We start from the raw sequence: 23,636 nt of genomic DNA, 5'->3' as shown, positions 1-23,636 counted from the left end.
TATACCTACGCGACGAGGGGGAGGCTGCTAGGCCAGTTGATCCTTAACGACGCGAAGTAACCTAGACTTTGTGAGAATTTATGTCAAATACGAATGATAATATTTATTATATTTAAAAGGCATATCACCCATCCAGATGTCATTGCCACGCCCGAGCAGGAATAGCGGGTGCCGTTCATCAATGACGAGCCGTCGGCAGAAGAATTTAGCGGGCCTCGATGACCCGACAGTGACCGTCTTTCGCCCGCTAATTTTTCTTCGCATCCATCCGTCATCGAGTCATGACTCTCCGGCCTGCGAGCACGCTCATGTGGTTCGCCAGCGCCGGTCACCCCGCGATTAGGTGCAGACATGACGGATACTTTCGAACGCCCGACTTCCATCGCCCAGGCCCTGATGCGGGCAGCGGCCAGCCGACCGGATGACCTGGCACTGCGCTTTCTGGAGCAGGAGGGCGAGCAGCCCCTCAGCTATGGCCAGCTGGACCGGCAGGTACGGGTAATCGGCGCTGCCCTGGCGCAGCGCTGCGCCGTCGGCGAGCGTGCCGTGCTGCTGTTCCCGAGCGGGCCGGAGTACGTCGCGGCGTTCTTTGCCTGCCTGTATGCCGGAGTGATCGCGGTGCCGGCCTATCCGCCGGAAAGCAGCCAGGAGCATCACCTGCGCCGCCTGCTGTCGATCCTCGCCGATGCCGAGCCGACGCTGATTCTGACCACCGCCGGGCTGGTCGACACCCTGTACGGACAGTTGGCCGGCAGCGTCGACCTGTTGCCCCAGGTGCTGGCGGTGGATGCGCTGCCGGTCGACGGTGGCAACGCCTGGCAGCCGCCCAGGGTGGATGCCCAGGCCATCGCCTTCCTGCAGTACACCTCCGGTTCCACCGCCATGCCCAAAGGCGTGCAGGTCAGCCATGCCAACCTCGAGGCCAACGAGTGGCTGATTCGTCAGGGCTATGGCATCGACGAGCAGGACGTGATCGTCAGCTGGTTGCCGCTGTACCACGACATGGGGCTGATCGGCGGGCTGCTGCAGGGCATCTACAGCGGTGTGCCGGTGGTGCTGATGTCGCCGCAGTATTTCCTCGAGCGTCCCGTGCGCTGGCTGGAAGCCATCAGCCGCTACCGGGGCACGGTCAGCGGCGGGCCGGATTTCGCCTACCGCCTGTGCGTCGAGCGCATTGCCGAGAGCAAGTTGGCCGGTCTCGACCTGGGCCACTGGCGGGTGGCCTTCTCCGGTTCCGAGCCGATTCGCCAGGACAGCCTGGAGGCGTTCGCCAGCCGCTTCGCCGCCTGCGGGTTCCGGCCCCAGGCCTACCTGGCCAGCTATGGCCTGGCCGAGGCGACGCTGTTCGTCAGTGGCGGACGCCCGGGCCAGGGCATCGCCGCCTGGTCGGTGGATGGCGCGGCCCTGGCGGCCAACCGTGCCGAGGCGGGCGAGGGGGCCACCCTGATGAGTTGTGGCTGGGAGCAGCCCGAGCACCCGCTGCTCATCGTCGATCCGCAGAGCGGTACGCCGTTGCCCGATGGCCAGGTCGGCGAGATCTGGTCGAGCGGGCCGAGCGTCGCCCAGGGCTACTGGCGCAACCCGCAGACCAGCGCCGCCACCTTCGTCGAGCGCGACGGGCGCACCTGGCTGCGCACCGGTGACCTGGGCGTGCGCCGCGACGGCGAGCTGTTCGTCACCGGGCGCCTGAAGGACCTGTTGATCCTGCGCGGGCAGAACCTCTACCCGCAGGACATCGAACGCACCGTCGAAGAGCGGGTGGCCGAGGTGCGGCGCGGGCGGGTGGCGGCCTTCGCGATGGACCACGACGGGCAGGAAGCATTGGGCGTGGCCGCGGAAATCAGCCGCCGCACGGCGCGCCAGGTGCCGGCCGACGAGTTGATCGAGCGCATCCGCCAGGCGGTGGCCGAGGCCCATCAGGAGGCGCCGGCGCTGGTGCTGTTGCTCGAGCCCGGCAGCCTGCCCAAGACCTCCAGCGGCAAGCTGCAGCGCAGTGCCTGTCGCCAGCGCTTCGAGGCGGGCGAACTGGCGGTGCTCGCGCAATCGCGCGCCGGGCAGGATGGCGTCGGCACGCCGCAGGTGCCGGCGGCCGATATCGAGCAGCGGATCACGGCGCTCTGGTGCGAGGCGCTCAAGTGCCAGCGGGTCGATCCCGAGGGGCATTTCTTCGCCCTGGGCGGCAATTCGATCCAGGCCGTGCAACTGATCGCCGAACTGCGTGACGAGCTGGGCCTGGACGTCCAGCTGGGCACCCTCTACGAGGCGCCGACCCTGGCGCGTTTCCTCGCCGCGGTGACCGCGCGTGCCAGTCACCGCAGCCGCATCGCGCGGCTGCCGCGCGATGGCGCGCTGCCACAGTCGGCGGCGCAGAACCGCCTGTGGTTCCTCTGGCAACTGCATCCCGAGAGCGTTGCCTACAACATCCCGGGCGGCCTGCGCTTGCGCGGCGAGCTGGACGTGGCGGCACTGCAGCGCGCCTTCGACACCCTGGTGCAGCGCCATGAAGCGCTGCGCACCCGCTTCCTGCAGGATGCTGACCAAGGCCTGCAGCGCATCCTCGCCGCGGGCGACTGGACGCTGCTGCGCGAAGACCTGAGCGGCCATCCGGCCGCCGAGCGCGAGACCCGCGCCGGGCAGATCCAGGAACACGAGGCGCGCAGCCGCTTCGACCTGCAGCAGGGGCCGCTGTGGCGCATCAAGCTGGTCAGCCTCGACGAGGAGGATCACCTGCTGCTGGTGACCCTGCAGCACATCGTCGCCGATGGCTGGTCGCTGGGCATCCTGCTCGACGAGTTCGCCCGCCTGTACGCCGCCTATACCCAGGACCAGGACCTGGCGCTGCCGCCGCTGGCGATCCAGTACGCCGACTACGCCGCCTGGCAGCGCGACAACCAGGACAGCGCCGAGCAGCAGCGCCAGCTGGACTACTGGCGTGGCGCCCTGGAGGGCGAGCGCGAGCCGCTGGCGCTGCCGCTGGACCGCCCGCGCAGCGCCAAGGTGTCCGCGGCCGAGCGCCTCAGCCTGCGCCTGGACAAGGCGCTGTGCGAACGCCTGCATGGCCTGGCGCGCAGCCGCCAGGCGAGCGGTTTCAGCCTGCTGCTGGCGGCCTTCCAGGCGCTGCTGCAGCGTTACACCGGGCAGGCCGACATCCGCGTCGGCGTCCCCAATGCCAACCGGCCGCTGCTGGAAACCCAGGGCCTGATCGGCTTCTTCATCAACACCCAGGTGCTGCGTAGCCACATCGATTCGCGCCAGGACTTCCACAGCCTGCTGGCCACCGTCAGCGCCAGCGTGCAGGCGGCCCAGCTCAACCAGGCCATCGACTACGAGCAGGTCAGCGCCGCCCTGGGCGACGCCGCGGCCTTCGAGGTGATGTTCAACCACCAGCAACGCAACAGCGATGCCCTCAAGCGCCTGCCCGGTCTGCTCGCCGAGGAACTGCCCTGGCACAGCCGCGAAGCCAAGTGCGACCTGCAGTTGCACAGCGAGGAAGACCCGCAGGGGCGTATCCGCCTGTCGTTCGACTATGCCGCCGAGCTGTTCGACGCCGTCACCATCGAGCGCCTGGCCGGGCATTTCGTCGCCCTGCTGGAGCAGGTCTGCGCGCACCCCCGGCAGGCGCTGGGCGACCTGCCGCTGCTCGGCGAGCCGGAGCGCCGCCAGTTGCACGACTGGGGCCGCGACCCGCAGCCGCAAGCGGACTGGGCGCTGGCCCAGCGGCTGACCCAGCAGGCCGCCGGCAGCCCCGCGCAGATCGCGCTGGTGGCCGGTGAGCGGGCCCTGAGCTATGCCGAGCTGGAGCGCAAGGCCAACGCGCTGGCCTTGCGCCTGCGCGCGCTGGGAATCGGCCCCGAGGTGCGCGTCGGCGTGCTGGCCGAGCGTTCGCTGGAACTGATGATCGCCCTGGTGGCCATCGTCAAGGCTGGTGGCGCCTACGTGCCGCTGGACCCGGACTATCCCCGCGAACGCCTGCACTACATGATCGAGGACAGCGAGGTGGCCCTGCTGCTGGGCCAGGCGCGGGTGCTGGAAGCGTTCGAGCTGCCCGAGCGTCTGGCGACCCTGGCGCTGGACGACGTGGCCGAAGGGCAGGGGGTCGATGCCGGCCCCGCCAGCCTGGTGCATGGGCACAACCTCGCCTACGTGATCTACACCTCCGGCTCCACGGGCCTGCCCAAGGCCGTGGGCGTCGGTTACGGGGCGCTGATCGAGCGCCTGCACTGGATGCACCAGCAGTATGCCGTCGGCCCCGGGGATGTGCTGCTGCAGAAGGCGCCGCTGAGTTTCGACGTGTCCCTGTGGGAGTGCCTGCTGCCGCTGGTCAGCGGGGCCCGGTTGGTGCTGGCCGGCAATGGCGAGCACCGCGATCCGCGGCGGCTGGTGGAATTGGTGCGCGAGCAGGGCGTGACCCTGCTGCACTTCGTGCCGCCGCTGCTGCAACTGTTCGTCGACGAACCCGAGGTCGGCGCCTGCACCAGCCTGCGCCACCTGTTCTCCGGTGGCGAGGCGTTACCGGCCGAACTCTGCCGACGCATCCACGAGCGCCTGCCGCAGGTGGTTCTGCACAACCGCTACGGGCCGACCGAGAGCGCGATCAACGTGACCCACTGGCGCTGCACCGGCGAAGAGCCGGTACGGGTGCCCATCGGCCGGCCATTGAGCAACGTGGTCAGCGAGATCCGCGAGGCCGACTGGCAACTGGCAGCGACCGGCGCCCGGGGCGAACTGTTGCTCGGCGGCAGCGCCCTGGCCCGTGGCTACCTCGGCCAGCCGGCGCTGACCGCCAGCCGCTTCCTGCCCGCCGAAGGCGGCGGGCGGCTGTACCGCAGCGGCGACCTGGCGCGCTGGCGCGGCGACGGGGTGCTGGACTACCTGGGGCGCCTCGACGAGCAGGTCAAGCTGCGCGGCGTACGCATCGAGCTGGACGAGATCCGCAACGCCATCCTCGCCCAGCCTGGGGTGCGCCAGGCCCTGGTGGTGCTTGGCGAAGGCCCGGGCGGTGGCCAGTTGCTGGCCTACCTGGTGGTGGCCGGCGAGGAGTCCGCGGCCGCCCTGGCCGAGCGCATCCGCGGCGCCTTGCGCGAGGTCTTGCCCGAGCCGATGCTGCCGGCACATATCCTGCGCCTGGAGCAGTTCCCCCTGACCCCGAGCGGCAAGCTCGACCGCCGCGCACTGCCGCAGCCGGACGCCTTGCAGCGGGCCTACCGCGCACCGGGCAACGACCTGGAACGTGGCCTGGCGGCGATCTGGAGCGAGATCCTCGGTCTGCAGCGGGTCGGCCTGGACGACGATTTCTTCGAACTGGGCGGCCATTCGCTGCTGGCCACCCGGATCGTCTCCCGGGCGCGCCAGGCGTTCGCCGTCGAGTTGCCGCTGCGCAGCCTGTTCGAATCGCGCCGCCTGCAGGACTTCGCCGCCTGGGTGGCGCGCGCGCGGGCCGAGGGCCTGAGCGACAGCCAGGGCGCCATCGCGCTGATCGACCGCAACCAGCGCGTGCCGTTGTCCTATTCGCAACAGCGCATGTGGTTCCTCTGGCAGATGGACCCGCACAGCCCGGCGTACAACGTCGGCGGCATGGCGCGCCTGCGCGGGGTACTCGACGTCGCCGCCTTCGAACAGGCCCTGCAGGCGCTGATCCAGCGTCACGAGAGCCTGCGCACCACCTTCCCCAGCGCCGACGGCAAGCCCTGGCAGCGTGTCGCCGCACAGTCCGACGTGCAGCTGCAGTGGCTGGACCTCGCCGACCTGGCGCCGGCCGAGCGCCAGGCCGAACTGCTACGCCTGGCCGAGCAGCAGGCCCACGCGCCCTTCGACCTGGAGCGCGGGCCGCTGCTGCGCGCCTGCCTGGCGAAGAGCGCCGCGCAGGAGCACCAGCTGCTGATCACCCTGCACCATATCGTCACCGAAGGCTGGGCCATGGACATCTTCGCCCGCGAGCTGTCGGCGCTCTACGCCGCCTTCGTCGATGACCGCGAATCGCCGCTGGCGCCCTTGCCGGTGCAGTACCTGGACTACAGCGCCTGGCACCGGCAGTGGCTGGAGGGCGGCGAGATGCAGCGCCAGCTCGACTACTGGAAGGTCCAGCTGGGCGGCGAGCAGCCACTGCTGAGCCTGCCCGCCGATCGTCCGCGGCCGGCGGTGCAGAGCCATCGCGGCGAACTGCACCGCTTCGACCTGGACGAGGGGCTGGCGCGGCAGGTGAACCGCTTCAACAGCGAGCGCGGGCTGACCCTGTTCATGACCGTGACCTCTGCCCTGGCGGCCCTGTTGTACCGCTATGGCGGCCAGGACGACCTGCGCATCGGCGTGCCCCTGGCCAACCGCATCCGCCCGGAGAGCGAAGGGCTGATCGGCGCCTTCCTCAACACCCAGGTGCTGCGTATCCGGCCCCATGGGCAGATGCGCGCCAGCGAACTGCTCGAACAGGTGCGCCAGGTCGCCATCGATGGCCAGTCGCACCAGGACATTCCCTTCGATCACCTGGTCGAGGCCCTGCACCCCGAACGCAGCGCCGCCTTCAACCCGCTGTTCCAGGTCATGTGCAACGTGCAGCGCTGGGAGTTCCAGCAGCAGCGCGAGCTGGCCGGCGGCCTGCAGGTCGACTACCTGGTCAACGACGCCCGCGCCACCAAGTTCGACCTCAATCTGGAGGTCACCGACTTCGACGCGCACCTGCGCTGCTGCCTGACCTACAGCACCGACCTGTTCGATGGCGCACGCATCGCGGCCATGGCCGAGCACTGGCAGCGCCTGTTGCGTGCCATGCTCGACGCGCCGGATGCCTGCCTCAGCGAACTGCCGCTACAGGGCGCCGGCGAGCGCCAGGCGCTGCTGGACAACGGCCGTGGCCGTGCGCCCGACGCCCCACCTGCCAGCGTGCAGGCGTTGTTCCAGCGCCAGGTACTGGCCACGCCGGACGGCCGGGCGCTGAGCTGCGCCGGCCAGTCGCTGAGCTACGCCGAACTCAATGCCCGCGCCAATCGCCTGGCCCACCGCCTGATCGAGCTGGGCGTCGGCCCGGAAATACGGGTCGGCCTGGCCCTGCGCCGTTCACTGGACATGGTGGTCGGCCTGCTGGCCGTGCTCAAGGCCGGGGGCGCCTATGTGCCACTGGATCCGGAGTATCCGTCACAGCGCCTGCGCTACATGGTCGAGGACAGCGGCATCGGCGTACTGCTCGGACATGACACGCTGTTCGACCAGATGGCGCCGCTGCCCGAATCGCTGCAGGCCTGGAGCCTCGAGCGGGACGGGCCGGCCCTGGCGGCTTACCCGAGCGACAATCCGGCCGAGTGCGGCATTCCCGAACACCTGGCCTACCTGATCTACACCTCCGGCTCCACCGGCCTGCCCAAGGGCGTGGCCGTGGCCCAGGGACCGCTGGCCATGCACCTGCAGGCGGTGGGCGAGCTGTTCGGCACCACCCCGGCCGACTGCGAGCTGCATTTCTATTCGATCAACTTCGACGCCGCCAGCGAGCGCCTGCTGGTACCGCTGCTGTTCGGCGCCGAGGTGGTGCTGCGCGAGCAGGGACAGTGGGACGCCGAATCGATCTGCGGGCTGATCCGCAGCCATGGCATCAATGTGCTGGGCTTCACCCCCAGCTACGGCGGGCAACTGGCCCATTGGCTGCGCAGCCGCGATGAAACCTTGCCGGTGCGGCTGATCATCACCGGTGGCGAGGCGCTGACCCCGGAACACCTGCACAGCCTGCGCGAACGCTTCGTCCCGCAGGCGGTGATCAACGCCTATGGGCCGACCGAGACGGTGGTCATGCCGACCGCCTGCATCGCGCCCGCCGAACTGCCGGAAGGCCTCGGCAGCGTGCCGATCGGCCGGGTGGTCGGCAGCCGCGGCCTGTACGTGCTGGATGCCGACCTGGCCCTGGTGCCGGCCGGTGCCAGCGGCGAGCTGTATGTCGGCGGCTACGGCCTGGCCCGGGGTTACCTGGGGCGTGCGGGCCTGAGTGCCGAGCGTTTCGTGGCCGATCCCTTCACCGACCAAGGCGGGCGCCTGTACCGCACCGGCGACCTGGTACGCCAGGGCCGTGACGGGCAACTGGAATACCTCGGGCGTATCGACCATCAGGTCAAGGTACGGGGCTTCCGCATCGAGCTGGGCGAGGTCGAGGCCAGCCTGCTGGCCCACGAGCAGGTGCGCGAGGCCGTGGTGCTGGCGCTGGACGGGCCGTCCGGCAAGCAACTGGTCGGCTACCTGCTGGCCGAGGAGGGCGTCGCGGCCGCCGAGCTGGTCGACCAGCTCAAGACCCGGCTGCACGGTGCCTTGCCGGAGCATATGGTGCCCGCCCACCTGCTGGTGCTGGAACGCTTCCCGCTGACCGCCAATGGCAAGCTCGACCGCCGTGCCCTGCCGCAGCCGGATCTCAGCGCCGCGCAGAACCACTACCAGGCGCCGCGCAATGCCGTGGAGCAGAGCCTGGCCGTGGTCTGGCAAGCGGTCTTGGGGGTGGCACGCATCGGCATTGACGACAACTTCTTCGCCCTGGGTGGCGATTCGATCCTGTCGATCCAGGTGGTCAGCCGGGCACGCCAGGCCGGCGTGCACTTCAGTGCCAAGGACCTGTTCCTGCACCAGACCGTGCGCACCCTGGCCGCCGCCGCACGGCAGAGCGAACGCCTGAGCGTCGACCAGGGGCCGGTACTGGGCGAGACGGCCCTGACGCCGATCCAGCACTGGTTCTTCGAGCAGCGCCATGGCGACCCGCAGCACTGGAACCAGTCACTGCTGCTGCAGGCGGCCAGGCCCCTGCAGGCCACCTTGCTGGAGCAGGCCTTGCAAACCCTGGCCAGCCACCACGACGCCTTGCGCCTGCGTTTCACGGCAGCGGGTGGCGCCGAATTCGTCGCCCACGAGCCGAGCCAGCCCCTGCTCTGGGTGCGTGAGGCCGACGACGCCGACCAGCGTCTGGCGCTGTTCGAACAGGCGCAGCGCAGCCTCGACCTGCGACAGGGGCCCTTGCTGCGTGCCGTGCTGATCCCAGGCGAGCAGCCGCGGCTATTGATCGCCGTGCATCACCTGGCGGTGGATGGCGTATCGTGGCGGGTGCTGCTGGAGGACCTGCAGAGCGCCTATCGCCAGCTGGAAATCGGCGAGGCGCCCGGCTTGCCGGCCAAGACCCATTCGCTGCGCGACTGGGCCGGCCGCCTGCAGGCCTATGCCGGCAGCGAATCGCTGCGCGAGGAGCTGGGCTGGTGGCAAGCCCAGCTGCAGGGCCGCGATGGCGACCTGCCGCTGGATGGCACCGGCCAGCCTAACCTGGAGCGCGACGCGTGCCGGGTCAGCCTGACGCTGGACGCCGAGACCACGCGGCAGCTGCTGCAGCAGGCCCCCCAGGCCTACCGGGCGCGGGTCGACGACCTGCTGCTGACCGCCCTGGCGCGCACTCTGTGCGCCTGGACCGGCGGCGACGCGGCGCTGGTGCAACTGGAGGGCCATGGTCGCGAGGCGCTGTTCGACGACATCGACCTGAGCCGCACCCTGGGTTGGTTCACCAGTGCCTACCCGGTGCGCCTGGTGCCTGCCGACGACCTTGGCAGCAGCCTCAAGGCGGTCAAGGAGCAGTTGCGCGCGGTGCCGCACAAGGGCCTGGGCCATGGCGTGCTGCGCTACCTGGCCGACGAGCCGAGCCGCGCCGCCATGGCCGTGCTGCCCGAGGCGCGGATCACCTTCAACTACCTGGGGCAGTTCGATCAGGGCTTCGCCGCCGATGCCCTGCTGCGTCCGCTGCAGGAGCCGGGCGGGGCCCAGCACGCCGCCGAGGCGACGCTGCCGAACTGGCTGAGCGTCGACGGCCAGGTGTACGGCGGTGAGCTGAGCCTGCGCTGGACCTTCAGCGAGAGGCTGTTCCAGCGTGAAACCATCGAAGGCCTGGCGAGCCGCTACGAGGCCGAACTGCGTGCCCTGATCGGCCATTGCCTGGCGCCGCGAGCTGGCGGGGTGACCCCGTCGGACTTCCCCCTGGCGCGCCTCGAGCAGGCGCAGCTCGATGCGCTGCCGCTGCCGTTCGACGCCATCGACGACCTGTACCCGCTGACCCCGATGCAGGAAGGCCTGCTGCTGCATACCCTGCTCGAATCCGGCACCGGCATCTACTTCATGCAGGACCGCTACAGCATCGACAGCGCGCTGGACGTCGAGCGCTTCGAACGCGCCTGGCGCCTGGTCGTCGCCCGTCATGAAGCGCTGCGCGCCTCCTTCGTCTGGAACGCCGGCGAGCAGATGCTGCAGATCATCCACCGCGGCGATGGCGACGGCGTGGAATTCCTCGACTGGAGCGCGCTGCCGGAGGGCGGGCACGAAGCACGCCTGCAGCAGCTGCTCGAGGAAGAACGCCTGGCCGGCTTCGAGCTGCTGCACAGCCCGCCATTGCGCCTGCGCCTGATCCGCCTGGCCCATGACCGCCACTGGTTCATCATGAGCAACCACCACATCCTCATCGATGCCTGGTGCCGCTCGATCATGATGGGCGATTTCTTCGCCTTCTATCGGGCCCTCGGCGAAGGCCGCGAGGCCGGCCTGGCGCCCGCGCCGCGCTACCGCGAGTTCATCGCCTGGCTGCACCACCAGGGCCTGGAACAGTCCCGCGACTACTGGCGCCAGGCCCTGGCCGGCTTCGAGCGGCCGACGCCGATCCCCAGCGACCGACCGATCCGCCACGACAACGGCGGCATGCAGGTCGGCGACCTGCACAGCCGCCTGTCGGTGGCGCAGGGCGTGCGCCTGCGCGAACTGGCGCAGCGCCACCAGTTGACCGTCAATACCTTCGCCCAGGCGGCCTGGGCCCTGGTGTTGCGCCGTTACAGCGGCGACCGCGACGTGCTGTTCGGCGTCACCGTGGCCGGGCGTCCGGCCAGCCTGCCGCAGATGCAGCATTGCGTCGGCCTGTTCATCAACAGCATCGCGCTGCGCGTCCCCATGCCGGCGGCCGGCGAACGCCTGGGCGTGCGCCAGTGGCTGCAGCAACTGTTCGAGCGCAACCTGGAACTGCGCGAGCACGAGCACCTGCCGCTGGTGGACATCCAGGCCTGCAGCGAGCTGCCCAAGGGCCAGCCGCTGTTCGACAGCCTGTTCGTGTTCGAGAACGCGCCGGTGGATGCCAGCGTGCTGCAGGGCGCCGAAGGCCTCAAGGCCCGCTCCGGTTCCGGCCGCACCCACACCAACTACCCGCTGACGGTGGTCTGCTACCCGGGCGACGACCTCGGCCTGCACCTGTCCTACGACCGCCGCTTCTTCGACGAGGCGAGCGTGCAACGCCTGCTCGGCGACTTCCAGCGCCTGCTGCTGGCCCTGGTCGACGGTTTCGAGGGCGACTTCGCCGACCTGCCGCTGCTGGCCGAGGACGAACGGCATTTGCTGGTCGAGCATTGCAACCAGAGTGCCCGCGACTATCCGCTGGAGCAGGGCTATGCGCCGTTGTTCGAGGCGCAGGTGGCGGCCCATCCGCAACGTATCGCCGCGGCCTGCCAGGGCGAACAGTGGAGCTATGCCGAGCTCGACCGGCGCGCCAATCGCCTGGCCCATGGGCTGCTCGCTGCCGGGGTGCAGCCGGACCAGACGGTGGCCCTGCTGGCCGAGCGTTCCCTGGCCCTGCTGGGCATGATCCACGGCACCCTCAAGGCCGCCGCCGGCTACCTGCCGTTGGATCCGGCGCACCCGCGCCAGCGCCTGGCCCAGGTGGTCGAGACCAGCGGCACGGGCGTCCTGGTCTGCAGCGCCGCCTGCCGCGAACTGGCCGAGGGGCTGCTCGACGAACTGGGCTGCGCCGGAGGGCGACCGCGCCTGCTGGTATGGGAGGAGCTGCAGCGCAGTGACGTCGAGCACACCAGCCCGGGGCTCGCCGTCAGCGGCCAGCACCTGGCCTATGTGATCTACACCTCTGGCTCCACCGGCGTGCCCAAGGGCGTGGCGGTGCACCAGGCGGGCATGCTCAACAACCAGTTGAGCAAGCTGCCGTACTTCGGCCTGGACGAGCAGGCGGTGATCGCCCAGACCGCCTCGCAGAGCTTCGACATCTCGGTCTGGCAGTTCCTCGCCGCTGGCTTGTGCGGGGCCCGGGTCGAGATCGTCCCGGACGTGATCGCCCATGACCCGGCAGCGCTGCTGCGCCACGTGCGCGACAGCGGTATCAGCGTACTGGAAAGCGTGCCGTCGCTGATCCAGGGCCTGCTCGCCGAACCGCCGGCCGAGCTGGGCCGGCTGCGCTGGCTGCTGCCTACCGGCGAAGCCATGCCGCCGCAGCTGGCCCGCCAGTGGCTGTCGCGCTATCCAGGCGTCGGCCTGGTCAACGCCTATGGCCCGGCCGAGTGCGCCGACGACGTGGCGCTGTTCCCGGTCGACGCCGCTTCCTGCGCCGGCAGTTACCTGCCGATCGGCACGCCGACCGACAATAACCGCCTCTATGTGCTCGACGACGACCTGCAACCGGTGGCCAACCGCGCCCAGGGCGAGCTGTTCATCGCCGGCACCGGCGTCGGTCGCGGCTACCTGGGCGATCCCAAGCGTAGCGCCGCCAGCTACCTGCCCGATCCGTTCGGGGCGGCGGGCCAACGCCTGTACCGCAGTGGCGACCTGGCCCGGCGCCGTGACGATGGCGTACTGGAATACGTCGGCCGCGTCGACCACCAGGTGAAGATCCGTGGCTACCGCATCGAACTGGGCGAAATCGAGGCGCGCCTGCGCCAGCGGCCGGATCTGCGCGATGCCGCCGTGGCCACCCAGCACACCGCCAGTGGCCATTACCTGGTGGGCTACGTGGTGGCGCGTGACGAAGCGCCGGACTTCGAGGCGATCAAGGCGCAACTGGCGCAGCACCTGCCCGAGTACATGGTGCCGCGTCACTGGCAGGCGCTGCAGCGCCTGCCGCTCAATGCCAACGGCAAACTCGACCGCAAAGCCTTGCCGGCCCTGGCGTTCGGCGCCAGCCAGGCGTACCAGGCCCCGGTCGGCGAGCTGGAGACCACTCTGGCGCGCATCTGGGGCGAGGTGCTGGGTACCGAGCGGGTCGGCGCCACCGACAACTTCTTCGACCTCGGCGGTCACTCCCTGCTGGCGACCCAGATCGCCTCGCGGGTGCAGCAGGCCCTGCAGCGCAGCGTGCCGCTGCGGGCGATGTTCGAGTGCAGCACGGTGCGTGAACTGGCCCGGCACATAGAAGGGCTCGAGGGCGCGGCGCTGACCGAGCAGAAGGTCGAGCGGATCGACGACCTGATGGCCCGGTTGGAGGCGTTGTAGCCAGAGAGGCGCCAAGGCTGGCGCCCTGGAATGGGACAGGAAGGAGGGAACCCGCCGCTAGGGAGGGCGAAACCCGGAGCAATGCCTTTTGGTTGCTTTTGGGCGAAAGCAAAAGTAACCCGCTGTAAGAACCCGTTCACGATCTTTATCGGCAAGGTCGTTCGCGACGACCGCAATGTGGTGCAAGCGGCTGTTCGTAGGGTGGACGACGCTTCACCTACGCGGCCCGACCCGTCCACCGCTCTGCGATCGCAATGGTGGACAAAAGAGCGTTGTCCACCCTACGCAGGGAGGGTCCGCTTTTGCCTTACTGCCGTCTATCGGTCGGTAAAGATCGTGAACTGCTTCTAAGGGCGGAAAGGTGACGCGAGAGCGCCATTTCAGCAGGCGGGTGCACACCGCAGGTACAGGTCAATACAACCAGGATTCATCCTATCCAGGAGCGCCACCATGAGCACAGCGTTAGCCGAAAACCCGGGCACGGCCCAGGACGAGGACAAGGACTACCAGTTCGCCGAGCACCCCATCCTGATTCGGCAGAAACAGCAGGAGTCCAATGCCCGCAGTTACCCGCGACGCATCCCCCTGGCGCTCAAGCGCGCCCGGGGCATCCATGTCGAGGACGTCGAGGGGCGGGTGTTCATCGATTGCCTGGCCGGCGCCGGCACCCTGGCCCTGGGCCATAATCACCCGGTGGTCACCGAGGCGATCCGCCAGGTGCTCGACGACGAACTGCCGCTGCATACCCTGGACCTGAGCACGCCGATCAAGGACCGTTTCGTGCAGGATCTGTTCGCCGTGCTGCCCCCGGCCTTCGCGGCCAAGGCGAAGATCCAGTTCACCGGGCCGACCGGCACCGATGCCGTGGAAGCCGCCCTGAAGCTGGTGCGCATCGCCACCGGGCGCAGCACCGTGCTGGCCTTCCACGGCGGCTACCACGGCATGAGCCAGGGCTCGCTGAGCCTGATGGGTAACCTCAAGGCCAAGACTCCCCTGGGCTCGCTGCTCAGCCACGGCGTGCAGTTCATGCCGTTTCCCTACGACTACCGCTGCCCGTTCGGCCAGGGTGGCGAGGCCGGGGTGCAGACCAACCTGCACTACCTGGAGAACCTGCTCAGTGACCCGGAAAGCGGCGTACAGCCACCGGCCGCGGTGATCGTCGAGGTGGTGCAGGGCGAGGGCGGGGTGATCCCGGCCGCCAGCAACTGGCTGCGCGGGCTGCGCGAGATCACCAGCCGCTACCAGGTGCCGCTGATCATCGACGAGATCCAGACCGGTTTCGGCCGTACCGGCAAACTGTTCGCCTTCGAGCATGCCGGTATCGTGCCGGACGTGGTGGTGCTGTCCAAGGCCATCGGCGGCAGCCTGCCGCTGGCGGTGATGGTTTACCAGGACTGGCTCGACAGCTGGCAGCCCGGCGCCCATGCCGGCACCTTCCGTGGCAACCAGATGGCCATGGCCGCGGGCTCGGCGGTGATCCGCTATATCGAGACGCACGACCTGGTGGCGCATGCCGCCGCCATGGGCCAGCGCCTGCGCGGCCACCTGCTCGACCTGCAGCGACGCGTGCCGCAACTGGGCGATGTGCGCGGTCTGGGGCTGATGCTCGGAGCGGAAGTGGTCGACCCCCATGGCCGGGCCGATGCCCAGGGCCACGCCCCGCACGACGGCGTCCTGGCCAGCCGTATCCAGCGCGAGTGCCTGAAGCGTGGGCTGATCCTCGAACTGGGTGGCCGGCATGGCAGCGTGGTGCGTTTCCTGCCGCCATTGATCATCAATGCCGAGCAGGTGGATCAGGTGGCGCGGGTCTTCGCCAGGGCCGTGCAGGCGGCCATCGCCGCGGGCACTGAGTAGCCTGGATCAGCCGAAGGCGTAATCCGGGAAACGCGCAGGAACCAGAGGAATGGCCACTGCACGAAGCGAACCCCGGATTACGCCGTTGCGCGGCCAATCCAGGCTACGACATCGGTGAGATCGCTGCTTCGCCGGCATTAATTTTCCTCGTCGGCGGCTCGTCTTGTCAGGTAATGGCCCACGGGGGCCGGGTATCCAAGGAGAAACAGCATGACCTCAGTATTCGACCGCGAAGACATCCTGTTCCAGGTAGTGGTCAACCATGAAGAGCAGTACTCCATCTGGCCGGACTACAAGGAAGTCCCGAAGGGCTGGCGAACCGTCGGCAAGAGCGGCTTCAAGAAAGAGTGCCTGGCCTACATCGAGGAAGTCTGGACCGACATGCGCCCGCTCAGCCTGCGCCAGCACATGGAAGAGCAGGCGCGCCAGAAGCAGCAGGCCGAAGCCGTTCATTGAGGTTTGTGCCATGACCGCCGTGCAACTCTTCTGCCTGCCCTATTCGGGCGCCAGCGCCATGGTCTACAGCCGCTGGCGCCGCAAGCTGCCGGATTGGCTGAGCGTGCAGCCGATGGAGCTGCCCGGGCGTGGGGCGCGCCTCGGCGAGCCGCTGCAGACCGACATGCAGGCCCTGGCCCGGCAATTGGCCAGGGAGCTGATCCCGCGCCTGGACGGCCCCTACGCGCTGTTCGGCCACAGCCTCGGCGCCTTGCTGGCCTTCGAGATGGTCCATGCCTTGCGCGAGCTCGGCGCGCCTGCACCGGCCTCGCTGTTCGCCTCTGGCACGGCGGCGCCCAGCCAGCGTGACGACTACGCCCGGGGCTTCGCCGACCCGAAGAGCGACGACGAGCTCAAGGAGGAGTTGCGTGAGCTCAACGGCACACCCCAGGAGGTGCTGGACAACGATGAGCTGATGGCCCTGACCCTGCCGATCCTGCGCGCCGATTTTCGCCTCTGCGGCCTCTATGCCCGTCGCCAGCGGCCACGCCTGAGTTGCCCGCTGCACGTGCTGGGCGGCAAGCAGGACAGGGCGACCCAGGAACAACTGATCGCCTGGCAACTGGAAAGCGACGCCAACTTCTCCCTGGAGATGCTGCCCGGCGGGCATTTCTTCATCCATGAGCACGAAGCCAAGGTGCTGCGCATTCTGCGCGCCAACCTGGAGGTGGACCTGCGCCGCTACCAGCGATTCATTGGCCTGCCGGCTGCCCAGCGGCAGTTCGCCCGCGCCTGACGACGTCGGCTGCGGGCGCGCACGCGGCAGCATGTAGGGTGGATGGCGCTGTTTTCATCCACCATTGCGATCGGTGCACGGTGGACGAATGAAGTGTCGGCTACGCGCCCGGCCCACCCTGCCGGGAGGGGCGGATTGGGGCGCGGGGCCTTGCGGCCATGGGGCGGGCTTAGCCAGACGCCTCACTCCAGGGCGCGGCCCAGTCGCCAGTAGCCCATGAAGGTCAACGCCCGGCGATCCAGGCCCAGTTCGCCGACCAGATAGCGGCGAATCGACATGACCGCCGCCGATTCACCGGCCACCCAGGCATAGAATTCGCTGTCCGCCGGCTTGGCGCGGTCCCAGAGGATCTGCGTCTCGATGTCCACCTCCTCGATCGTCTGCCGGCCCTTGGCGCGCGCTGCCGAGGCCGGCAGCAGAGCCAGTCGCAGGACGGCGTGGCGCATGCCGGCGCCGTGTTCGAGCGCCAGCTCGTCGCGCACCAGCCAGTTCACCTCGGCAGTGCCTGGCTGGCGGAGTGTCTGGCGATCAGCGGCGTGGGGCACTTCGATGAAGGCCTGCACCGCTGGGGGCTGCGGCCAGTCGGCCAGTGCTTCGAGAATCCCGGCGATGGCCGGCAGCGCGGTCTCGTCGCCAATCAACAGCACGTGACGAATGCCCGCCGGCGGCTGCCATTCGTAGCCACCGGGATCGCCCGCCGATTCGCCATCCGGTGCCACCATCTGCAGGCGGTCACCGGGACGGGCATGGGTAGCCCAGCGCGACGCCGGGCCGTTCTCGCCATGCAGTACGAACTCCACGTCCACCTCCGCCTGGGCGCTGCGCAGGCTGCGGATGGTGTAGGTGCGCATCGGCGGCTTGCGTTGCGGCTCCAGGCTGCGCAGGGCCTGGTGCCAGTCGTCGTGGTGGGGCAGCTGCGGCGGGGTGCCATCTGGCCCGGGGAACAGCAACTTGACCCGTTGGTCCGGGGCCAGGGTGTTCATCAGGTGCACATCCGCCCCGGTGAAGACGAAGCGGGTCAGTGATGGACTGACGGTGATGCGCTGTTTCAGCTCGATGTCGAAGAGGCGATAGCGGGCCGACTTGGCGAGCCCGGTACGCTGCGCGAGCTGGCGCAGGTTGCGGGTGACGGCATTGGCGAGAGACATGGCAGGGCCTATTGCTGGTGATGTTCAGCAAAGGGACGAATGGGCGCCAGGCAAATACACGCCCGATGCACCGGCGGCAGCCGTAGCCTGGATTACGCCGCGGCGCGGCTAATCCAGGCTACCGGGATTGGACTGGATGGTTTTGATTACGCTAATGACTTGAAATGAGACGCGGACTGCAATATTAATTTATCTATATTCATTTTCCTCAGCGCAACAATGAGCCACATCTTGGAGAAGGCTTGTTAAGCCCTTAAATTTACTCATAAACCGAATTTATAGTTTGAGAAAGGGTTGCCCCTTTTGCACGATTACAGCGCCAGCATAGAGCTTGCAGGTTATCCTCGGTCGTAGTTCCTCTCTTGGAGATTGGAATGATATGGTCAATTTCAATTAATAGGTTTGGCTCATCTCTAACCGAAATTCCGCATCGCTGGCAGGTGTTTTTGTCTCTCGTCTTAATCTTTTCACGAAGCTGCGGAGTCATCAATGCTCGTTGGCCTTTAGCGCTATTCTTGAAACGAAGCCTGTCACCAAGGTACTTTATAAATCTTTCAAGATTTTCCATGTCAAGAGTAATGGGGACCTCGTAGGAGCTATTGCCACCCGGGGAAACATACTGAAATTTGTAGGTTTGGAAATTGATATCAACCAATCGCACAGGTTCAAGTCCGAGTTCTTTTGCTAAACGACTCTTGTTCAGCTTGTAAAATAAAGAAGGCAAAGGGTCAGTGAGGGTCTGCATGAGCCTGTCTCTCTCTTGTTCAAGCAGGACTTTTCCCTGGTACGCGGTGAGGTAGTTGTTCAGCGCATTCTCAAGATGAGATAGCGTTTCTTCGTTCACGTCTATGTAGAAGTATTTGCAGAGATACTTGAATGGTTGGTCATTGGCAGCTTTGCACACAGAGGCCGAGCAGTTGTGAATTCTGTCACCTCTCTTGGTTTTGGCCCATTCGTTCCGTTTGAAATTATATCGACTAGTGTCGTAACGATCACCCAGGCCGTAGTCGTAAGAATTGATGTTCAGCCGTGTTCTTTTTAACTCTTCTATGTGGCGATTGAGGTTGTTGCAATCCGTGGCGTGATCTTTAATTCCGCTCTTTAGCTTAAGGAACTGTTCGTTGCGAAAGTACCAGAGGGAATATATCTCCCAGGCGGATATTGAGAGTGCTACCAAGCAGAGCCCTATCTTACCCTCAATTGATAGAAGTAAACCCGGGTGGCCAGTGTCAAGGATTATTGCAATAACCACAAATCCGAGAATAATCCTTAACATTCTACAACGTCCATATTTAAATGTTTTGAGAATCTTGAACGATAGTGGTGAATTATAATTCGGGTTCCGCGCCATTTCCACGGACGGTTTGATAAAGGGCTGAAAACTTCGTCCCGTAGCCTGGGTCAGCCACAGGCGTAACCCGCGAGCGCTGGCGAGTGGACGAAGCGAAACCCGGATTACGCCGCTGCGCGGCTGCTCCAGGCTGCGCCATTACCGTACAGGTCGGGATCGCCCGGCAGGTTGCGAGCGGCCCAGGGCGATCGCACCGATGCCCACCGCGAACCACAGCGTCGCCAGGCGGATCACCAGGGTCACGGCGATGGCGTCGGGCTGGGCCACGCCACTGCTCACCAGCAGCGCGACCATCACCGCCTCGGTGCCGCCCAGGCCGCCCGGCATGAAGCTGAGCGCGCCGGCCAGGGTGGAGGCGGCATACACGAACAGGGAGAACGCCAGCGACACCTCGGCGCCGAGCCACTGCAGCAGGAAATGGAAGGCCAGGGCCTCCGCGCCCCAGCCGGCCAGGCTCAGCAGCGATCCACCGGCCAGCAGCAGCGGCGTATGACAGCGGCGGGCATCGAGCAGCAGGGCAAAGGCCTGTTGCGCCAGGGCCACCAGGCGTCCGCGGCGGCCTTCGAACCACCGTAACGCACGCTGCAGCAGGCGGTGCTGGGCTAGCAGGAATAGCGTGACGAGGATGATCACCAGCCCGGCCATGGCCATCGGGCGCGTCTGTGGGTAATGGCCGAGGCCGATGGCCGCCAGGCCGGTGATGGTCAGCAGGTCGGACAGGCGTTCGCTGAGCAGCGCTGCCAGGCTCCTGCTATAGGGGACGCCATGGTGCTTGAGCAGCCCGCTGCGCAGGGTTTCGCCGATCTTGCCGGGGGTCGCCGAGAGGGCGAAGCCGGCCAGGTAGATGCGCAGGCTGGGGCGCCAGGCCAGGGCGTGGCCCAGCGCCACCAGGTAGCACTGCCAGCGCAGGAAGCGCAGCAGGTAGTTGAGCAGCGACATGCCCAGGGCGAAGGCCAGGCCGGCCAGACCGACCCTGGCCAGGGCCGCACCGACCTCCTGCCAGCCGCCCCACAGGGAAAAGGCCAGGTAGCCCAGCACCGAGACCAGGGTCGAGTAGATCGCCGCGCGGTAGGCCCAGCTGCGGTTCTCAGCGTTTGCCGCTCTGTTGTCCATCAGGAAGGCCGCTTCACAGCGAGAGCCGCTTGAAGATGAATTCGGGGATCAGCCGGATGACCAGCATGATCGGCGCCCAGAACCAGGGGGTATACAGCGTCGAGCGCCGTTTGCGCAGCGCCGCGAGAATATCCCGGGCCACCCGTTCCGGTTGCGCGAGCAGTGGTCCCGGCAGCGCCAGGCCCTGGGTCATGGGGGTGTCGACGAAGCCGGGCTTGACCGTCAGCAGGTGCACGCCCGACTTGTACAGGCGCGCGCGCAGGCCGCTGCAGAACACGCTGACCGCCGCCTTGGCGCTGCCATACAGGTAGTTGCTGGGCCTGCCACGCTCGGCGGCCACCGAGGCGATCACCGCGAGGCTGCCGCTGCCCTGGGCCTCCATCAGGTTGCCCAGGCGGGTGAGCAAGGCGATCACGTTGAGGCCATTGCTGGCGAAGGCACGCACGGCTTGCTCCGGGTCCCGTTCGCAAGCGTCCTGGTCGGGCAGGCTGCCATGGGCGACCAGGGCGATGTCGATGCGCGGCAGGAGCTGCCGGGTGCGCTCCAGCATGGGGGCGTGGCCAGCGAGGTCGTCGAGGTCCAGCACCTGGGTGTGCACCTCGTCGGCACCGCGGGCCCGCAGGTCGGCGGCGGTCTGCTGGAGTTTTTCGTCGTTGCGCCCGACCAGCATGAAACGGCCGTGCTGTTCGGCCCACAGGCGGGCGCAAGCGGTGGCGATGGCGGAGGTACCACCGATGATCAGGATCGTGCTCATTGTTGGGTCACTCGTTGCCAGAATCGGGAAAGCAGGGCCGGGTCGCGCAGGCGCTCCAGGCGCTCCCAGGACGGGTAGGCGAGCCTGAAGTCGTCGCCGTGCATGTGCGCATCCTTGGCCGGGTAGAGCCGACCGCCGGCCTCGCGCACGATCTGGTCGAGCTGGCGCAGCAGCCTGTGGGTGCCTTCCCCGCGCTGGGGGAAATCCAGGGCCAGCGACACGCCGGGCAACGGAAAGGACAGCAGCCCCGGCGAGGGCAGGTCTCCACAGTTCTTCAGGACCGCGAGGAAGGAGCCCTCGCGGTGACGCTGGATGGTCGCCAGCAGGGCGCCCATGGCGTCCTCGGCAATCGCCTGGGGAATCACGCACTGGTACTGCTGGAAGCCACGCGGGCCATAGATGCGGTTCCAGTCGAGCAGGCGATCCAGGGGGTAGAAGAACGCATCGTAGTCCTGCAGGCGCTCCGGCCGCGTGCCCTTGCTGTGGAAGTACAGGCCGTTCAGCGCCTTGAGTGTCAGGCTGTTGAACAACGGCACCGGGGGCGTCACGGGAATCCGCAGGGCGGTGACCGGCCGCGGCTTGCACGGTGCCCGGTCATGGTGGTCGCCGGCGAGAAATACGCCTCGCCCGAGCTGGGCCCGCGGCGCCAGGCAGTCCACCCAGGCGACGTTGTATTCGTGGCGGGCATCCAGCTCGCGGCTGATGGCGAAGTATTCCCGCAGGTTGGCGAAACGGACCTGTTGCAGGCGGATCTTGCTGGAAGCGATCCGCCGCAGGCGCAGGGTCGCGGTGAGGATGATGCCTGTCAGCCCCAGCCCACCCACCGTGGCGTTGAACAGCTCGGCGTTTTCCGCCGGGCTGCAGCGCAGCAGGCCCAACTCGCTGCGAACCAGCTCGAGGGCTTCGACGTGGCGGCCAAAGGTGCCCTGCACGTGATGGTTCTTGCCGTGCACGTCGTTGGCGATGGCACCGCCCACGGTGGCCAGGCGGGTGCCCGGCGTGACCGGCAGGAACCAGCCCCTGGCGATGCTTTGCTGGAGCAGTTCGCCGAGGGTCATGCCGGCCTCCACCGTGACCAGGCCCTGTTGCCAGTCGGCGGCGACGAAACGCGCCAGCGGGCGCATGTACAGCACCTGGTCGCTGCTGGCCAGGCAACTGTCGCCATAACTGCGGCCATTGCCGTAGGGCAGGCCGGCCGCCGGGCAATCGCGCCATGCCAGCCCCTGTTCGATGACCTGCTGGCGCCAGTGGCAGGGCAGCGGCTGTTGCGCAAAGTAGGGATAGCGCCCCCAGGAACCGAGGGGCTTCATGCGGCGAGCCAGAAGACCAGCGCGAACAGTGCGCCGGTGATCAGGCTGATGCGGTCCTTGGCGGCGAATACCACCGGGTCGTCGTGCATCAGCCCGCGATGGGTGAGGAACCAGGTGCGGCTGACCCAGAACAGCAGCAGCGGACAGGCCAGCCAGATGATCACCGGGTAGCGGTACAGTGCGGTGTGGGAAATCTCCTGGATGTACAGCGCCAGCACCAGCACCGAGAGGTAGCCGGAGGTGGTGCCGATCGACGAGATCATCTCCAGGTCCGCGGGGAAATAACCCCTGCCGGAGGCCTGGCCGGTCTTGCCCAGCTCCCGCGCCTCGCGCAGTTCGGCGTAGCGCTTGATCAACGCCAGGCTGAGGAAGATGAACAGGGAGAAGGCGAGCATCCAGAAGGTCGGCTGCAGGCCCAGGGCGAAGGCGCCAGCGATGATTCGCAAAGTGTAGAGCAGGCCCAGGGTGATGACGTCCACCGCCATGACCCGCTTAAGTCCCAGGGAGTAGGCCAGGGTCAGCAGGTAGTAGGCGAGCATCGCCACGCCGAACAGCGGCGGCAACAGCAGCCAGGCGCCGACGAAGGCGGCCGCCAGCAGCACGGGAAACACCAGCAGGCCCGCCTGTATGGAGAGCTTGCCGGCGGCGAAGGGGCGCGTGCACTTGCGCGGGTGGCGGCGATCGTCGTCGATGTCCAGCAGATCGTTGAGGATGTACACGCTCGAAGCGCACAGGCCGAACAGGAAGAAGGCGACCACCACCTGCGTCAACTGCTTTGGGTCGTCGGCCAGGTGGGCGGCGAACAGCGGCACGAACAGCAGCAGGTTCTTCAGCCATTGATGCAGGCGCAAGGCCTTGAGCCAGTTCTTCAGCGGGCTGTCGTCGCTCCTGAACACCCGCGCGACGTTGCCCAAGGCCCTGGCCCGGCGCTCCACGCCCGAGTGCGGCTGCACCACGTAGGCCCGGTTGGCCGACGCCCAGACGAACAGGTCGGCATGGGCATTGCCAGCGTAGTCGAAGCCTTTCTCGCCATACTCGCGCACCAGCAGGTCACGCTTGGCCTTGGCGCCGAGGTTGCAGTCGTGCTCGGTGGCGAATACCCGGTCGAAGACCTGCAGGTGGGCGGCGATCTTTTCCGCGAGCAGCCGGTGCGTGGCGGTCGCCAGCACCACCGGGGTACCGCGCGAGCGGTGCTGGGCGATCAGCTCGATGACCTGCGGGTTGTAGGGCAGGTGCTCCACCTCGAACGGCGTCTGCCGTGCCAGTTGCTCCTTCAGGTACGCCTTGCCACGGGCCAGCCAGCCGAACAGCGACGCCACGCGCCACGGGCTGCGCTTGGCGAAGCGCAGGCTCGCCTCGTGCAGCATGTCGGCGCGGAGCAGGGTTCCGTCCAAGTCGATTACCAGCGGGAGTTCGGCCACATTCCTGTCCTCGTGAGAAGGGCATCCGGCCGTCACGCTCGACGGCCGTTCTCCATGAACGAGGTGGCTGCGCAATTCTTTAGCGATGGCGTTCGTCGGGTTCGCGGGAGCGGCTGCGCTGGCCGTTGTGGTTGGCTAAATCGCCGCTGCGAGGATTCGTTTGAGCTTCATAGTCATCGCTAGATTGCCAGGAAGACGCCCGA

General features: G+C 67.5%; 10 protein-coding genes. 4 read left to right on the top strand and 6 right to left on the bottom strand.

The genetic code is table 11. The features are described 5' to 3' along the window. Positions 1–351 precede the first annotated feature (351 nt). The 4 genes from BLR94_RS16165 (at position 352) to BLR94_RS16150 (ending at position 16,336) form a co-directional block, all read left to right on the top strand. A complete protein-coding gene (locus tag BLR94_RS16165; protein WP_084307210.1) occupies positions 352–13,251 on the top strand; it encodes a non-ribosomal peptide synthetase in 12,900 nt (4,299 codons plus the stop codon). 450 nt (positions 13,252–13,701) lie between these two features. Beyond that, a complete protein-coding gene (locus BLR94_RS16160) occupies positions 13,702–15,105 on the top strand; it encodes an aspartate aminotransferase family protein (protein ID WP_084307211.1) in 1,404 nt (467 codons plus the stop codon). A gap of 210 nt (positions 15,106–15,315) precedes the next feature. After that, the gene (locus BLR94_RS16155) at positions 15,316–15,561 is read left to right on the top strand and encodes an MbtH family protein (RefSeq protein WP_084307212.1); all 246 of its coding nucleotides are present in this window, start codon (positions 15,316–15,318) and stop codon (positions 15,559–15,561) included. Positions 15,562–15,571: 10 nt separating this feature from the next. Next, positions 15,572–16,336, top strand: coding sequence for a thioesterase II family protein (locus tag BLR94_RS16150; protein ID WP_084307213.1), 765 nt, complete (start codon positions 15,572–15,574; stop codon positions 16,334–16,336). Positions 16,337–16,518: 182 nt separating this feature from the next. On the opposite strand, the gene BLR94_RS16145 is transcribed toward BLR94_RS16150, so the two are convergent. The 6 genes from BLR94_RS16145 to BLR94_RS16120 all read right to left on the bottom strand — a co-directional run bounded on the left by BLR94_RS16145 (position 16,519) and on the right by BLR94_RS16120 (position 23,433). Continuing rightward, positions 16,519–17,484 (bottom strand): siderophore-interacting protein, encoded by a 966-nt coding sequence (locus BLR94_RS16145; protein WP_084307214.1) that lies wholly within the window; start codon positions 17,482–17,484, stop codon positions 16,519–16,521. 259 nt (positions 17,485–17,743) lie between these two features. Continuing rightward, positions 17,744–18,760 (bottom strand): HNH endonuclease, encoded by a 1,017-nt coding sequence (locus tag BLR94_RS16140; protein ID WP_167359763.1) that lies wholly within the window; start codon positions 18,758–18,760, stop codon positions 17,744–17,746. 213 nt (positions 18,761–18,973) lie between these two features. Next, positions 18,974–19,948, bottom strand: a complete 975-nt coding sequence (locus tag BLR94_RS16135; RefSeq protein ID WP_084307216.1) for a lysylphosphatidylglycerol synthase transmembrane domain-containing protein — start codon at positions 19,946–19,948, stop codon at positions 18,974–18,976. Positions 19,949–19,961: 13 nt separating this feature from the next. Beyond that, positions 19,962–20,702, bottom strand: coding sequence for an SDR family oxidoreductase (locus BLR94_RS16130; RefSeq protein WP_084307217.1), 741 nt, complete (start codon positions 20,700–20,702; stop codon positions 19,962–19,964). Next, positions 20,699–22,012 (bottom strand): FAD-binding oxidoreductase, encoded by a 1,314-nt coding sequence (locus tag BLR94_RS16125; RefSeq protein ID WP_084307218.1) that lies wholly within the window; start codon positions 22,010–22,012, stop codon positions 20,699–20,701. Before BLR94_RS16125 ends, BLR94_RS16130 begins: the two co-directional genes overlap by 4 nt. Further along, positions 22,009–23,433 carry a UbiA family prenyltransferase gene (locus BLR94_RS16120; RefSeq protein WP_090423724.1) on the bottom strand — a complete coding sequence of 475 codons (1,425 nt, stop codon included), beginning with the start codon at positions 23,431–23,433 and terminating at the stop codon, positions 22,009–22,011. Before BLR94_RS16120 ends, BLR94_RS16125 begins: the two co-directional genes overlap by 4 nt. Between the last annotated feature and the right edge of the window lie 203 nt (positions 23,434–23,636).

Source organism: Phytopseudomonas flavescens, from assembly GCF_900100535.1.
GTDB lineage: Bacteria > Pseudomonadota > Gammaproteobacteria > Pseudomonadales > Pseudomonadaceae > Aquipseudomonas > Aquipseudomonas flavescens.
This window is presented reverse-complemented; position numbering and strand designations above follow the sequence as displayed.

Bases quoted from the DNA above. Each gene is read 5' to 3' on its own strand.
- BLR94_RS16165 (WP_084307210.1), top strand. From the start codon at position 352: ATGACGGATACTTTCGAACGCCCGACTTCCATCGCCCAGGCCCTGATG.
- BLR94_RS16160 (WP_084307211.1), top strand. From the start codon at position 13,702: ATGAGCACAGCGTTAGCCGAAAACCCGGGCACGGCCCAGGACGAGGAC.
- BLR94_RS16155 (WP_084307212.1), top strand. From the start codon at position 15,316: ATGACCTCAGTATTCGACCGCGAAGACATCCTGTTCCAGGTAGTGGTC.
- BLR94_RS16150 (WP_084307213.1), top strand. From the start codon at position 15,572: ATGACCGCCGTGCAACTCTTCTGCCTGCCCTATTCGGGCGCCAGCGCC.
- BLR94_RS16145 (WP_084307214.1), bottom strand. From the start codon at position 17,484: ATGTCTCTCGCCAATGCCGTCACCCGCAACCTGCGCCAGCTCGCGCAG.
- BLR94_RS16140 (WP_167359763.1), bottom strand. From the start codon at position 18,760: ATGTTAAGGATTATTCTCGGATTTGTGGTTATTGCAATAATCCTTGAC.
- BLR94_RS16135 (WP_084307216.1), bottom strand. From the start codon at position 19,948: ATGGACAACAGAGCGGCAAACGCTGAGAACCGCAGCTGGGCCTACCGC.
- BLR94_RS16130 (WP_084307217.1), bottom strand. From the start codon at position 20,702: ATGAGCACGATCCTGATCATCGGTGGTACCTCCGCCATCGCCACCGCT.
- BLR94_RS16125 (WP_084307218.1), bottom strand. From the start codon at position 22,012: ATGAAGCCCCTCGGTTCCTGGGGGCGCTATCCCTACTTTGCGCAACAG.